Here is a 14,107-nt window from a genome sequence, read left to right as displayed (position 1 = left end):
CTGCGCAGCGATGCGGTTACAGCGGCCTTATCGCGCAAACATCGTCCGTGTCGCAATGATGGGGAAGGACAAATCCCAATGTTTATCGAGGTCTCAGAAGGAGGTGCACAATGAACGCCCCATTGCCCATGGACGTATCTGGTTTTCTACCCAATTGTTGTCTATAGGCACGTGCCCGTCGTCGAGATAGCGCGTGAGCGCATCCCAACGCTTGAGGCTGTAGTCGAGCGCTTTCGCAATCGCTGAACCTTCCGAGACCAGCTTGCGCTGCGCCACCATCCATTCGTAAAGTAGATCCCACACTGGTTTGGCCAGGCTTTGCCGAAGCTTGCGGCGCTCATCGGCGTCCAGTCCTGCAGCGTCGCGCTCGATGTCGTAAAGCGCAGCGAAGTACGGTAGGGCCTGCCCAGCGACCTGACTGCTGTGATTGGCGTGCAGGTCGAAGAACTTGCGCCGTGCGTGCGCGGCACATCCGATTTCAGTGATGCCCTGCTGGAAGCCAGCCTTGTACCCGCTGTAATCGTCGCACACCAGTTTGCCTTGCCAGCCGGCGAGGAAGGTACGGGCATGTTCGCCTGCACGGCTGAGCGCGAAGTCGTAGACCACGGCGCGCAGTTCACTGAAGTGCGTGGGTGTATACGCCCACAGATACGCCCGGTGTGTCTTCCCCTTGCCGGGACTGAGCATCTGTACCGGCGTCTCATCCGCATGCAGCACACCCTGCTGCAGGATTTCCTGATGGAGTGCATCGACCAGCGGCTGCAGTTGCATACCGCACGCGCCGACCCAGGCACCTAATGTCGATCGCGGTATTGCCAGACCCGCCCGCGCAAAGATCTGTTCCTGACGATACAGGGGAAGGTGATCAGCGTACTTGGCAACCAGTACCGAGGCCAGCAGTCCCGTGGTCGGGATACCCTTGTCGATGACGTGCGCGGGCACCGGCGCCTGAATCAGCGTTTCGCAGTTCTTGCACACCCACTTGCCACGGATATGCCGCTCAACCGTGAACACGCCCGGCGTGTAGTCCAGCTTCTCGCTGATGTCCTCACCGATTCGCACGCGCTCGCAGCCACACTGACATATGGTGCTATCCGGCTCGTGGAGGATCTCTTTGCGCGGCAGTTGCGCCGGCAGTGATGCGCGCTTCGGTTGCTGGGGTGACTGGTCGACTGCGGCCTGTGGTTGAAGCTGCTCGAGTTCCAGTTCGATGGCGGCCAGATCGGCGTCGATCGCTTCTTCCAGCAGGCTCATCTGCTCGCTGCTGAACTGTTCGCTGCGCCGGCCAAACTGCTGGCGCTTGAGGATGGAGATCTCGTGGCTCAGCTGCTCGATACGCGTCTGCCGGTAATGCAGTTCGCGTTCATTCTCCTTGACCTCCCGCGTCTTCTCCTCAATCTCCCGGTCTCTCTCCTGCACCTTGGCAATCAGCTGCGCGGCGAGCGTGCGCAACTGTTCCGGGCTGAGGGCGTTGAGGTCGGCGGGCAGGTTCATGCAGACCAGTCTGCCAGAACCCCAGGCACCGTGGAAGCGCAACAGTTTACGTCCCTGTGGGCCTCATACGACGCGGATCACACCGTTCGGGCCGATGCGCTGCCACGGCAAACCCACCACCAGACCTGCGAGCTGCTCCTGTGTGAGTGCGTGTTGCTTCGGTTCGCTGCCAGCGTGAGGCCAGGCGAACTGTCCTTCGTTCAGACGTCGTGCTGCCAGCCAGATCCCGATGCCGTCGTGAACCAGCACCTTCAGGCGATTGGCTCGCCGGTTGGCGAACAGATAGGCATGGTGTGGATGCGCAGCGCCAAATACCTTGACCACCCGCGCCAGTGCCGTGTCGAAGCCGGCACGCATGTCCAGCGGGTCGACTGCCAGCCATGCCTCATCAATTCGGATCATGCGAGCCACTCACGCAGCCATGCGGCGCATTGTGCTGCCTCTGATGTCGGCCAGCTAACCGTTACCGACTGATCTCCACGGCGAATCTCAATGCGGATCTCAGGCGAGTGCGAACTCGGTGTTGCCAATGCCACTGGCACAAAGGCTGGCAGCGACGGTGGCGTGACTGGTGGGCGGCCCAACGGCCTCCTGGGAAGTCGACCTTCTGCCTGATCGATCCAGCGTCGCAGCAAATTCGCATTGAGCCTGTGTTCCAGCGCGACCGCCGCAACCGATACACCGATTCCCTGGCAGGCCGCTACCACCTTGGCCTTGAACTCCTCGCTGTAGCGTTGCCGACGACGACGCTCCGGGAGTGACTCCGATTCGATAGTGTTCACGTGTCCGCTTATTCGTTTAGTGGACACGATACTCCCAAGCGCCACAGCCAGACTCAAGATGCGTTTGCTGGCCGCTTACCGTAAAAGCCATCACCAAGACGGTAGACGAACAGCTTCGTTCCTTGAGCACCGAAATTATCGAGTGCAACGTCTCGCGCGTAGATTGGACGACGCTCCTGCGCCTCCCTCCTTTTTCTCCGGGTGATTCCGAAAAGGGATTTCGAGACGCAGTCATCTGCGAAGCGTTTTGCCAGCAAATCGAGCAGATCCCATTCGGCGAGGAGACCTGCATTGTCGTAAGTGGGGATGAGCTGCTTCGGACAGCAGTCGGCGAACGTCTAGGCGTAACGGCTTCGGTGAAGGTTGTAAGAAACCTCGAAGAACTGAAAAACGAAATTAATTTTCTGGAGCTGTTCTATTCTCGGGACTGGCGGGCTACAAGCATTGAGCAGTTCATTGAAGTAGTCAACTCTTACATCCGCTGGTATAACGCAAAGCGGATCAAGGTCTCGCTTGGCTCACTGAGGCCGCTCGAATACCGGGAGAGCCTCGGACTTGCGGCATAAACCAGTCCGAGATTTTTGCCGCATCTCCTTCTGGGGAAATTACGACCGACATTGACAGTCAATCGCCGTTATGGGGTTTCACATTGATTGGTCGTCCTTCCTTGCGACCATACGTCACGTAGTGCTGATACCCAGACTTAATCTGACCTCTGGCAATCGCTTCGGCAATGTCCGGATTGGCCGCTACATATGCCTGTTCGTCCCACGCATCAGTAGAGGTAGCCACGGATTCGTGGTCGGATTTCCCCATATTGCCGTAGGGTTTATGTTGGGTTGCCTTGACGGGCATGCCTCCCGGAACATATTTCTGCGTGTCGCCAACGGTGTGCATGTAGCCGAAGTATTGCGCAGGAATTTCTTGCATTGAACTTAACAATACCCGCTTAAGCAAAAAGCTCCCCAGCCTTTCATTACAAAAGTCGAGCGCGCGACGGTTGTAAGAGTCAAACGAGCTGGGCATATGTGAGCGCAGAAAGGTGACGCAAACTCGCTCCAGTTTTTCGATGATGGTCAGAAAAACCTCGGTTGGGAAAATCCCGCATTCGACACCACATGGAATTAGAGTGTCGTCTGAGAAAAACAATGACGACTCCTCCGGTGTCAATACTCCAAGCTCCACCGCAATCGCCACATAACGCAAAAGATCAGAAATTTTGTGCACCGAGGCAAATTGTCGATACAGATTGCCCACTCTAACCGGTTGGGCGAGCAGATACGGTGTGTGGACGTTGGCCGCGAGTGCTGTAAAGTCAATCTGCGCGGCGGCGGCGGCATCCAACATAAACATGCCGGGATAATTGGGAGCCGGGTTGCCAAACGCGTGGGGAGCAATAAATTTCCGGTGCAGCATGAGGCAGATACGACCATCTGAAGCATTGATTCTTTTGAGTATTCGCGCAATAGCGAACGCGCCTGACGCGCCAGCAAGAAAAGGATGCAGGGCATCCAGTTCGTCAGCAATTTCGCTCACATGGTAGCCCGCTGGAAAATCCCGATAGTCACCCATGCCGATAAAGCATGTGTCTTTGGGGAGCGGGAAAACGGGTGGCAAATGACAAAGGCAAAAAATACGCATGATCTTTATGGGTCAGCGGCGGCCAGCTTGCGCCAGAAGATTGTTGGTAATGCCCTCTAGGAGCTGCTTGGATAAGCCTTTCATGGACTGCAAATTTTCAAATAACACCGTTAAGCCTGGATGCCAAGCATTAGCATTGGCGAATGCATTGTTCGCATGTTGAATATGGCAGGCAACATAATGATCGACATACATCACAGGACAAAAAACAGCGACGCGCAGCATGAAATCCAAATCCGCCACATAATGCGCCCGCACGTCGAACCCGCCAACGTTAAGAAACGCAGCGGTTCGCGTTAATGCGCCGTTTGAGGCGGGATGCTGCCGATACGTCATTTCCACCGCCCCTTCTCCCACGCTGTAACGCCCCGGTTTCATCGCCGCAGGCGCGTTCGCCATATGTCTGCCATCGCCATCCAGAATATAGGTGGTGCCAAAACACATGCCCAATTCGGGGTCATTCTCAAGATGAGGTAGTATTTGTGCGAAAAACTCAGGGAGCAAAAGGTCATCATCAGTCAAGACCACAAAGTATTTTGTGTCAATGCGCTTGATGAGCGATTCCCAGTTACCCAGCATCCCGATGTTTTCTTTATGGCGAAAATACTGAATGCGGCTATCCTGCGCGATCAATTCAGCCATGACTTCGCGGGTATGGTCGGTAGAGGCGTTGTCCGAGACGATCAGTTGCCAATCCGTGAAGGTTTGCATCAATACCGAGCCTACGGCGGCTTTCAGCATCTCCGCGCGGTTGAAGGTGGGAATCAGCACCGTCACCAATGGTTGCTTTTTCTCTTGGTCTGTCAATTTCACATCCAATTCCACATCTTTTGGCCGCTGACCAATCAAACGCGCTGGCACACCGCCCCATATCTCGAACGCCCCTACCTCACCCCTGACCACGCTGCCTGCCGCGATGATGGCACCTTGTCCGATATGCGCGCCATCAAGAATAGTCGAGTTAGCGCCAATCCACACATCATCCTCAATCACCACGCCCCCTTTGCTGGGCATGAATCCTTGATGCCGCATGACCTCCTGCCGGGACAAATAAGCATGATTAGCCGGCGCGATAACGCAGCCCGGGGCGATCAACACATAATTGCCGAGCGCGATGCCGTTGCCTGAGAAAAGCGTGCAATGGGAATTGATGTAGCAATGCTCCCCGATTTTTATGTCGCCTGAGCCACCAACGGCCTTGATGACGACGAAGTCATAGACTTGCGTGTGCGCGCCGATGGCAAACAACGAGCCCTTTACCGAAGGCTGAATCACCGCATTTTCACTGACATAGGCGGTTGGATGAATCATCAGACCATTATGCGGAACACTGATGTTTCTACTCGTGGCCTCCGCCTTCATCAACACGCCTTGTCCGGTGGGCAGGCTCAGCACGGACAATCCGCGCTTTGCAGCAAACGCATCAAAAGCATCACGCTGATCCCTGCACGCCTCCCATCCATAATCATCAAGTAGCATGACCCCGCCATCAACCATCAGCGGCCAAAGGTACTCTGCGGCAGCCATTTCAGACTTTACGTTGTTCATGTCGATATGAACAAAGGAAAACTGTTTTGATTCGACTTGGTTAAAGGTTTCAGGAACAAGACCGCGGATCGGATAAACATTGGGAAACGCTTTGAAGGTCTGGACAACCGCCTGATAGCATTCGCTGTAATAATTTTTAAAACGCTCAAAATGCGCGCGTTCACGTTCGGACAAAACCGAATTCGGAATCCCTTCATAAGTGTCGAGCAGGTAAAAACGCTTTGCGCTAATTTGCTCCGAGCAGTAGGAAAGAATGGAGCGGGCGATACCGCCACGATTAACACCGCACTCGATCAAGTCACCTTCGCGCTGCATCGCGCGTTCCGCAAACCAGCACGCAACATGCACACGCCAATGAATAGCCGCGCCGCTCCAAGAACCTGTTGCTTCGCCCGCCGCATAAGCCGTGGCAAAACGCGGGTCGCTCATCCACCCCGTATTGTGGTTAGTGGATAAGCCATCTTGGTTGTATGAATATTCACTCATGTGAAAAGGTTTTCCTTGTCGGTTGAATTTATGGCCGCTCCATTAGCCAGTCAGAGTCTTGTGATAATTGAAGCATGAGTTGATCGAGGTGCTCATCCGGGCTGATGGTTTCCTGAACCTGCGAGAACTCACTGGCATAGCTAAAGGGGTTTGGCTTATTTGTTGGCGAATCGACCGAAGGACGCACAACTGCGCAATGCCGTCCGCTTACTCTAAAAAGACTGTCAGCCGAACGCTCGGCGTAATGGTAGACAGATTCGGTTGTGTTCCCCAACACATTGATGATGGCTGGCATCTTGAAGGGGGTGTCCAGTATGCGGCAAATCGTCTCTGCGATAGAGCGGCTGCTCACGAAGTTGCGCCTTTGCTCACCGCTGCTACGGAGCGTGATTTGACCATGCATATAAGCCTCAAGAGGAAACGAGAAGGGAATCAAGCTCCATCGCCGAAAATGATGCAAGTCCGGCAACGCCCCGTATACGGCATTGGGGCGCAGAACGACCACTTGGCAATCTCCGCCTGAAAATACTTTTCTGAAAATCTGCTCCGTGCAGAAGTGCGCTATTGCGTAGTAGGATAAGGGATTAGCTGGCCGACTTTCGTCTATCGTGCCTTCTTGTTTTCCATAGACGTGGGAGCTGGAAACATAAATGGCAATCTTGGCACCCGCTTCTTTGGCACGTTGGGCAAGCCCCTCGGCGCCAGCAAGGATTTCTGTCAAATTGCTGATGGCACCATCGGCAAAATTTTCGTCAACAACGCCAGCGCAATGCACCAGTGCATCACAGGCCGGGAAGATTTGCCAGTTCGCCAGGTCTGATAGATCGCACAGGCAATCGGCTTTGGATAAATCTCGCCCTAACCGAAAACACTCGTGTGTTTTGAGACTTGCATAGACAGCAGAGCCAATTAATCCCGATGCGCCGGTTAACAAGATACGCATAGCAGATCACCGGACACGCTTCAAATAGCCATCAAACGCCTCTGTAATCATCAACTTGTCACAGAGTTGCCGATCTATCTCAAATTCGTTATTGCCCTTCAAGAAATCTCGCATAGCCGTCATTGGGTTATCGCCAACATCCCACGGGCGGTTTGCGGAGTAATAGCCCTTCGGAAAATACTCAATAAAAGTATCGGGCAGCACAAGGTATGAACCGATACTGACTAAGGGCGCGTAAAGCTCAAGTTCAGCCGCGACGTGAGCGTGGCTGTGCAGCGAATCGAGAAAGACCATCACGCGCTTACATCCATAGGCGATTTCTCGTACCTGCGCCATCGTCTCGGCGGATATGGACGAGCCTTCAATCATTTGGATGCGTTTTGCCATCGGATGATTGAGGATTTCTTTACGGTTGTGCTCGCGAATGTCGATGTCAATGCCCAGCACCAGGCCATCGCCGCCATTTATCTCAAGCATAGATGCCGACAACATCAGGCTTCCGCCATGCGCGATGCCGGTTTCAATAATTAAATCGGGTTTGACTGCCCAAATAATCTCTTGAGTTGCCACGATGTCGCTTGGGTACTTGATGATTGGACGGCCAAGCCATGTGTAGTTGTATGAATATTTATATTGGTCGGAAGCGATCATCCAGTCGAGTGATACCTTTTTTAGGTGTTCATCAGCCGCCATGCGCTTAATATCATCGGCTCTCTCGTCCTTGAATTGCTGAATAGGATTCATGTCATTTTCCTCTGTTAAAAATCAAACTTGCTGAAAATATCCCGCTGCTGGAAAAATGTGGGGAGATGCCTGTCTTTGTCGGAAATCTCGGCGGGTACTGTGGTCGGCCAGCCTACTTTCAATTCAGGATCATTCCAGAAAATTCCTGAATCGTGCTCCGCTGAATAGGGCTTATCCACCTTGTAACTCAAAACCGCGCCATCAGATAGGGAGCAAAAGCCATGCGCGATTCCTTTGGGAAGAAAAAGCCAAACAGGTTCGTCGCCATTCAAGACAATTTTGTCGTGCATTCCAAACGTGGGGGAATTGGGGCGGCAGTCGACGAATACATCAAGCAAGGCGCCGACCAGCACTCGAACCAACTTGGTTTCGGTGAAGGGCGTTTTCTGGAAATGTAGGCCGCGAACGGTGTCTTTCTTGAGTGTGCCTGATTGGTTTTCTTGAACCCAGTTTTTGTGCAGGCCCGCTTGTTCAAATACGCCTGAGTCATAGGCCCTCATAAAATAACCACGAGAATCACGGCGCGGGGCAAGCACAATTTTTTTTACCCCATGAATTTTAAGATCGAATATATCCACTATCACTCCTGCGTTGCCTGCTGACCCGCCCCATATTGGTCAATTTGCATCAGAGAAAATACTTGCATATCCGCACCCTCGCGCCAAGCCAAATGCCAGTCAACGGTATGCACCAACGCTTCATCAAGCGTCCAGCGTGGATGCCAATTCAGGCGTTGTTTGGCTTTGTTGCTATTCAGTTTGAGAATACCGGCCTCGTGCTGTTGCGGCGCTTTTTCTTGGTGCCAGTTAGCGCCGGGAATGAGCGCGCAGAGGCGATCTGCAATCCATTCAACCGAGCGAGCATCAGCGTCTTCCGAACCAAAATTCCAAGCCTCGGCATACGCGTTGTTTTCGGGATAGAGCTTTTCCGCCAGTTGCAGATAGCCCGATAAGGGTTCGAGCACATGCTGCCACGGGCGAACTGCGTGAGGGTAACGAATGACAAGCGGCTGACCGGCATCAATGGCGCGCAAAAAATCTGGCACAAGACGATCGGGCGACCAGTCGCCACCGCCGATGACATTGCCAGCGCGAGCGCTAGCTAATGCGATATTTTGCGCCGCAAAAAAAGAGCGGCGATAAGCGGATGTCACGAGTTCTGAACAGGCTTTGCTGCTTGAATATGGGTCGTATCCGCCTAGTGTTTCATCCTCTGCGTAGGGTTCGTTTTTCTCCCGATTCTCATAGCATTTGTCGGTGGTGATATTCAGCACCGCACGAACTGTGGGCGTTTGACGCACGGCCTCAAAGAGATTCACCACGCCCATCACATTGACTGCGTAAGTTTCAGCGGGTTCTGCGTAGGAAGAGCGCACGAGCGGCTGGGCGGCAAGATGCAAAACAATATCGGGCGATGCCGCCTGCAACGCAAGGCGCAAGGCGTGGGCATCACGAATGTCGGCAATGGTGCTGCTGGCTAAGCGGTCAGCCAACTTGGTCACTTCGTAAAAACTTGGTGTGGTGGCGGGGGCTAGCGCATAGCCGTGAACCTCTGCTCCCATTTCGCTTAACCACAACGCCAGCCAGCCGCCTTTAAAGCCGGTATGTCCGGTTAAAAAAACGCGGCAGCCAGGCCAGAAAGACTGATTCACGGCCATATTTTCCACGGCGCTTTGCCCGATGCCCACAAGTCTTCGAGCATGTTTTTTTCTCTCAGCGTGTCCATCGGCTGCCAGAATCCTTGATGTTCAAACGCCATCAGCTCCCCTTCTGCGGCAAGCCTCGTTAATGGCTCAGCTTCCCAACTGGAGGCATCATTTTCAATGTAGTCGATGCTGCGCGGCGATAAGATAAAAAAGCCGCCGTTGATGAGGCCGCCATCGCCGCGAGGTTTTTCGTGAAAACCAGCCACGCACTCGCCTTCCATTGCCAATGCCCCATATCGCCCCGGCGGTTGCACGGCGGCGATGGTCGCCAGTCTGCCGTGTTGCTGGTGAAAGACAATTTCTTGGGTGATGTCGATGTCAGCAATACCGTCACCATAGGTAAAGCAAAAATCGCCGTCCTGTACGTAGTCGCGTACTCGCTTGAGGCGTCCGCCGGTCATGGTGTCTTCGCCCGTATCGACCAGCGTCACTCGCCAAGGTTCGGCATGGCGATGGTGCACTTGCATGGCGTTGTTGGCCATGTCAAAAGTGACATCAGACATATGCAAAAAGTAGTTCGCGAAATACTCTTTGATCATGTAACCCCGGTAGCCGCAGCAGATCACAAAGTCGTGAATGCCGTGGCTGGAGTAGACCTTCATGATATGCCACAACATCGGCTTGCCGCCGATCTCGATCATGGGCTTGGGGCGCAGATTGGTTTCTTCGGAAATCCGTGTACCCAATCCGCCTGCGAGGATGACTGCTTTCATGACGATTAGATTTGTTCAAGCCTAGTTGAGGAACGCCTGTGCGTTGCGTCGTGCGTCGAGCAGACCGTGGTGGAACTAACGCACGCGCGTATCGCCTGCGGCCGCGACGATCGGCGCCAGCAAGGCGTCGGGCGTGTCGTCGCCGACGAGAATTTCGATGTCCTCGAAAGTCTGGCGTTTCGCGCTGATCAGTGCGCGGCCAAGATAGTCGGCTCTGCGCGCCGGGATCAGGATGCTGACAGTTGCCATGAAAACGGAGTCTTCCTCGTTTGACCTGCGATGAGGGACTGGTCGGCACGATGAAAGAAACCTCTCCGACGCCCCTGATGCCGACCATTACGTGCCATGAAGCTTAAAGGCGGGGCAGGGCCGGCAATTATCGGAACAGCACTTGGTTTTGGCGTCATTTTGAAAGATACGGACGAACGTCGCGTCCGGGGGCAAAGCAGCGAAGAGCAGCAATAGCGCCGAAATCCGCGTCTGTTTGGGCGATTGAAGGTCGCTGAGCAGCGCTAAGCTCACTTGCCGGCAACAGCAGGATCGGACACGCGTGCAGAATCGCCGCAACCTTCAGTCCAGGCTTACTTCCCTGACGCCGCGATGCGCGCGCGATGATTCTCGTTGCCGCGCGCGCTTTCGGCTGCGACGGGGCGCCGGGAGCACGGGATCGAAATTCGGCGCCCCGCCGTGGTGTCGGCCGATTTTCGCCAGTGTTCAGGCGTCGCGCGCCGATTGCGCCAATCAGTTGTCGCGGACCGCGCGGGCATTGGTGTGGCGGATCCTCCAATTAGTCGAATTGAAGGCTAAAACTGTTTCATTTCGACGCTAAGGTGTATCGGCCCGAATTCTTTGGACACGGTTTTGGGACTCAGGCGGCCTGTTTAAACATCCGTGCCTGACGGGCGAAAATTCGCTGATCAGCGGATAGAAGTAACGTCGCGCCCAGATGTTCTTCGCTCGCAGTTCGTCATAGAGCGCGTCGCGCGTAATCCCAAAGTCACGCGTGATGCGGACGGGAAAGTATGAGTTATTGGCAGTCCTATGTGACGGCACTTCATGCAGCACCAGGCCTCTGACATTCTGAAACGCCGACCGATAACGCTCGGCAATCTGCGCGCGGGTGGTCGTCACGTGGTCCATATGCTGCAACTGCAGGAGGCCGAACGCTGCTTGAACTTCGTTCATCTTGCCGTTGATGCCCGGTCCAATCACGGTCACTTCGTCGACGAAACCGAAGTTCTTCAAGTGGTCGATCCGCCGCTTGGTTTTGGCGTCCTGGCAGACAATCGCACCGCCTTCGAAGGTGTTGAAGATCTTCGTGCCATGGAAGCTCAATACCGACATATCGCCGAAATGGAGAACTGAACGGCCGTGTTTGCGGACACCGAATGCATGTGCCGCGTCATACAGCACGCGCAGGCAATAGATATCAGCAATGCGTTCAATCTCCTCCACTTCGCAAGGATTGCCGTAGACGTGCACGGGCAGCAAAGCGGTCGTCTGCGGCGTGATGGCCGCCTCGATCTTGCGTGGATCCAGATTCATGCTGACCGGATCGATGTCAACGAGCACGGGCCGGATGCCATTCCAATGTAGCGCGTGCGTGGTGGCGACAAAACTGAACGGCGTAGTGATCACCCCGCCGGTGATCTTCAACGCCTGCAAGGCAGTAATCAGCGCAAGCGTGCCGTTAGAGAACAGCGAGATGTGCTCGACGCCGAGATACTCGCAAAGCGATTGCTCGGGCTGTGCTTGAAACGGACCGCCGTTGGTCAACGTCTTGCTGCTCCAGATTTTCTCCAGATAGGGGAGAAAATCATCGAGCGGAGGCATGTACGGTTGCGTGACCGGTATGAACTTATCCCTATGTGGACCTTTGGGTCTCAAGGCTCGCTTGCCCGGTGTGGGCGTCTTGTCAGACCGCGTGTATGCGTTTGGCTGCCATTTCGACACAGTGTCACACCGGGTGCCCCTGTCCGATCATCCGATCAAGTGGCGGAAACGTGGCCAATTCCACAAAATGGCCGCAGCTACGAGGCCGCGGTCTCGTCACAAATTGACGCCTATATCCCACCCTGTTCCACGGATCGCGAGACCCCCGCCACGGCCAAGCTCTGTATCCATGGCACGGTCCGCACCCCGCAAGCGCGCACGCTGCGTTTGCTCGCGCCACAGGCGCGCCAGTCGCTGCGCGCGGTACTGGCTCATTTCACGAAGGGTTCGCTTCAGTGGCTATAGCCAGCATTCTCATCTCTGCATTCAAGCCCGACTTTCTTGTGAAAGCGTTGGCCAGCGCGTGTCAGCAGACGTTCAAGGACATCGAGATCTTCGTCGGCGACGATACGGCCGATGGCAAGCTTCGAAACATCGTTGCGCAGTTTGACGATCCACGCGTCCATTACCTTCACCACGGGTTTCAGGACGGCTTGCGCAATTCGCATCAGCTGTGGAGTTACGCGACCGGCAAGTACGTGAAGTGGTTATTCGACGACGACATTCTGATGCCGACCTCGGTCGAGGCACTGGTCAAGGCGCTGCGCAAACATCCGGAGTCTGCACTTGCGTTTCACGACCGTGCGTTCATCAACGAACACGACAAGGTGACGTTCATCCCACCACATGTGGTCAGTAATGGGGATGTGGCGCTGATCGACAGGAAGTCGCTCGTCCGAAAGATGGTTGCAACGGTGCAGAATTTCATCGGCGAGCCGAGCAACGTTATGTTGGTGCGAGAGATGGTCGACATGTCCTCGCTGTTGAAATACCGTTCGTGGCAGCTCGATTTTCCGGCGGATGTCGGGATGTATCTGAATCTGTCCGAGCGCGCGCCTCTGGTGGCAGTTCGCGGGCATTTGAGCTGCTTTCGGCAACATGGCGGACAGCAATCCGGCCAGAGCAGCCCGATTATGAGCGCCGGTTTCTACGAATGGGAGATGTTCGTGCGCGGCGAGGCTGCGGCGGGCAATATTCCAAAAAGCATGCTTCCCGAGGCGAAAAACCGTCTCAAACAGTATTACGCCCATGCGCATGGGAACCTGCACTTCAAGGAAATTGAGCCGCTGCTTGCGAAGCTCGATGAGATAACCGAACGACCTGCAGCCGAGTTGTTCGAATCACCCTGCTTTCAGGCGGATATCGCTAACGCTCGTGCGGTGGTGGATGCGCGCAGGCAGGCTGCGCGCGTGTCGAACTTCTGCGCCGTGTGCGAGCAAACGGTCGGCGCGTGGTTGCCGCATCCGCTGGCCGGTACTTTCGATGTCGAGTTCCTCAAACAGGTCGAGAGTGTGGGTTCGAGGCTCGACAAGCACATTTGCCCTAAATGTCGCTGCAACGATCGGGATCGCCACCTGTGGCTTTACTTGACGAAATCAGGCGTGCTCGACAACCAGCATCACAAGCGTATCCTGCATCTTGCGCCGGAAGGGATGATCGAGCCGCGAATTCGGGGATTGCAACCGCTTGACTACATTGCCGGCGACTTGCACCCCCGTCTTGCACATCACCGCAAGATCAACGTCGAGTCGCTGGATTTTCCCGACGGCCGCTTCGATCTGATCATCTGCAATCACGTGCTCGAGCACGTCGATCATCCCGAACTCGCGCTAGCTGACTTTCGGCGCTGTCTCGCGCCCGGCGGTCACCTGGTCGCGCAAACGCCATATTCGCCGGTGCTTAAATATACGTTTGAACTGAACCGGCCGGCGACCGTACCGTTTGCGATCCGTTACTTCGGCCAGGATGACCATGTGCGGTTGTTCGGCGCTGACATGGCGGATCTGTTCCGCGCCGCTGGACTGAATGGCGACCTTTATCCGCACGCATCGGTACTGGGAGATGTCGATCCTGAGAAGTTTGGCGTGAACGGGCAGGAGCCGTTCTTTCTCTTTTCGAAAGGCGTTGCACCGCAATTCGGGCAGCCTCACATTGCTCCGGCCGTCGGGGTGACAGCCAAAGTGGAAGAGCTACCGCATCTTCAGTTGTAAAGCGAGTAAGGGCACCGCCGGAATTCCCGGCCGGTGCCCCTTCTTCCGCAAGTAGAGATGAATTGCTG

The 14,107-nt window shown here is 55.1% G+C and carries 12 protein-coding genes and 2 pseudogenes; 2 read left to right on the top strand and 12 right to left on the bottom strand.

The window, feature by feature from the left end:
- Positions 1–111: 111 nt before the first annotated feature.
- From tnpC to tnpA, 3 genes and pseudogenes are all read right to left on the bottom strand, one after another.
- Positions 112–1,494: pseudogene (gene tnpC, locus WCA85_RS33245) on the bottom strand (IS66 family transposase); the annotation flags it as partial.
- Between the two features lie 63 nt (positions 1,495–1,557).
- Positions 1,558–1,896: an IS66 family insertion sequence element accessory protein TnpB gene (gene tnpB, locus WCA85_RS33240; RefSeq protein WP_424069676.1), complete on the bottom strand. Its 339-nt coding sequence runs from the start codon at positions 1,894–1,896 to the stop codon at positions 1,558–1,560.
- Entirely contained in the window at positions 1,893–2,276 is a 384-nt protein-coding gene (gene tnpA, locus WCA85_RS33235; RefSeq protein ID WP_424069674.1) for an IS66-like element accessory protein TnpA, read from the bottom strand. The genes tnpB and tnpA overlap by 4 nt, the downstream gene beginning before the upstream one ends.
- 407 nt (positions 2,277–2,683) lie before the next feature.
- On the opposite strand from tnpA, the pseudogene WCA85_RS33230 reads away from it, so the two are divergent.
- Positions 2,684–2,842, top strand: a pseudogene (locus WCA85_RS33230) (IS3 family transposase); the annotation flags it as partial.
- 58 nt (positions 2,843–2,900) lie between these two features.
- Here WCA85_RS33230 and WCA85_RS33225 read toward each other — a convergent pair.
- From WCA85_RS33225 to WCA85_RS33185, 9 genes are all read right to left on the bottom strand, one after another.
- Positions 2,901–3,848 carry a hypothetical protein gene (locus tag WCA85_RS33225; protein ID WP_424069672.1) on the bottom strand — a complete coding sequence of 316 codons (948 nt, stop codon included), beginning with the start codon at positions 3,846–3,848 and terminating at the stop codon, positions 2,901–2,903.
- Between the two features lie 81 nt (positions 3,849–3,929).
- Complete coding sequence (locus tag WCA85_RS33220) at positions 3,930–5,951, bottom strand: glycosyltransferase (protein ID WP_424069670.1); 2,022 nt, start codon at positions 5,949–5,951, stop codon at positions 3,930–3,932.
- 28 nt (positions 5,952–5,979) lie between these two features.
- A complete protein-coding gene (locus WCA85_RS33215; protein ID WP_424069668.1) occupies positions 5,980–6,894 on the bottom strand; it encodes an NAD-dependent epimerase/dehydratase family protein in 915 nt (304 codons plus the stop codon).
- A 6-nt stretch (positions 6,895–6,900) separates the two neighbouring features.
- Positions 6,901–7,638, bottom strand: coding sequence for a cephalosporin hydroxylase family protein (locus WCA85_RS33210; protein WP_424069666.1), 738 nt, complete (start codon positions 7,636–7,638; stop codon positions 6,901–6,903).
- 14 nt (positions 7,639–7,652) lie between these two features.
- Positions 7,653–8,216, bottom strand: coding sequence for a dTDP-4-dehydrorhamnose 3,5-epimerase (gene rfbC, locus WCA85_RS33205; protein ID WP_424069664.1), 564 nt, complete (start codon positions 8,214–8,216; stop codon positions 7,653–7,655).
- Between the two features lie 2 nt (positions 8,217–8,218).
- Complete coding sequence (gene rfbG, locus WCA85_RS33200) at positions 8,219–9,295, bottom strand: CDP-glucose 4,6-dehydratase (protein ID WP_424069678.1); 1,077 nt, start codon at positions 9,293–9,295, stop codon at positions 8,219–8,221.
- Positions 9,286–10,056 (bottom strand): glucose-1-phosphate cytidylyltransferase, encoded by a 771-nt coding sequence (rfbF, locus tag WCA85_RS33195; protein WP_424069662.1) that lies wholly within the window; start codon positions 10,054–10,056, stop codon positions 9,286–9,288. The genes rfbG and rfbF overlap by 10 nt, the downstream gene beginning before the upstream one ends.
- 75 nt (positions 10,057–10,131) lie before the next feature.
- A complete protein-coding gene (locus tag WCA85_RS33190) occupies positions 10,132–10,305 on the bottom strand; it encodes a hypothetical protein (protein ID WP_424069660.1) in 174 nt (57 codons plus the stop codon).
- A 576-nt stretch (positions 10,306–10,881) separates the two neighbouring features.
- A complete protein-coding gene (locus WCA85_RS33185; protein WP_424069658.1) occupies positions 10,882–11,889 on the bottom strand; it encodes a DegT/DnrJ/EryC1/StrS family aminotransferase in 1,008 nt (335 codons plus the stop codon).
- Positions 11,890–12,284: 395 nt separating this feature from the next.
- Here WCA85_RS33185 and WCA85_RS33180 point away from each other — a divergent pair, with 395 nt between their 5' ends.
- Entirely contained in the window at positions 12,285–14,039 is a 1,755-nt protein-coding gene (locus WCA85_RS33180) for a methyltransferase domain-containing protein (RefSeq protein WP_424069656.1), read from the top strand.
- Positions 14,040–14,107 lie beyond the last annotated feature (68 nt).

Origin of the sequence: Paraburkholderia sp., assembly GCF_049581445.1 — a bacterium.
Taxonomy (GTDB): domain Bacteria; phylum Pseudomonadota; class Gammaproteobacteria; order Burkholderiales; family Burkholderiaceae; genus Paraburkholderia.
This window is presented reverse-complemented; position numbering and strand designations above follow the sequence as displayed.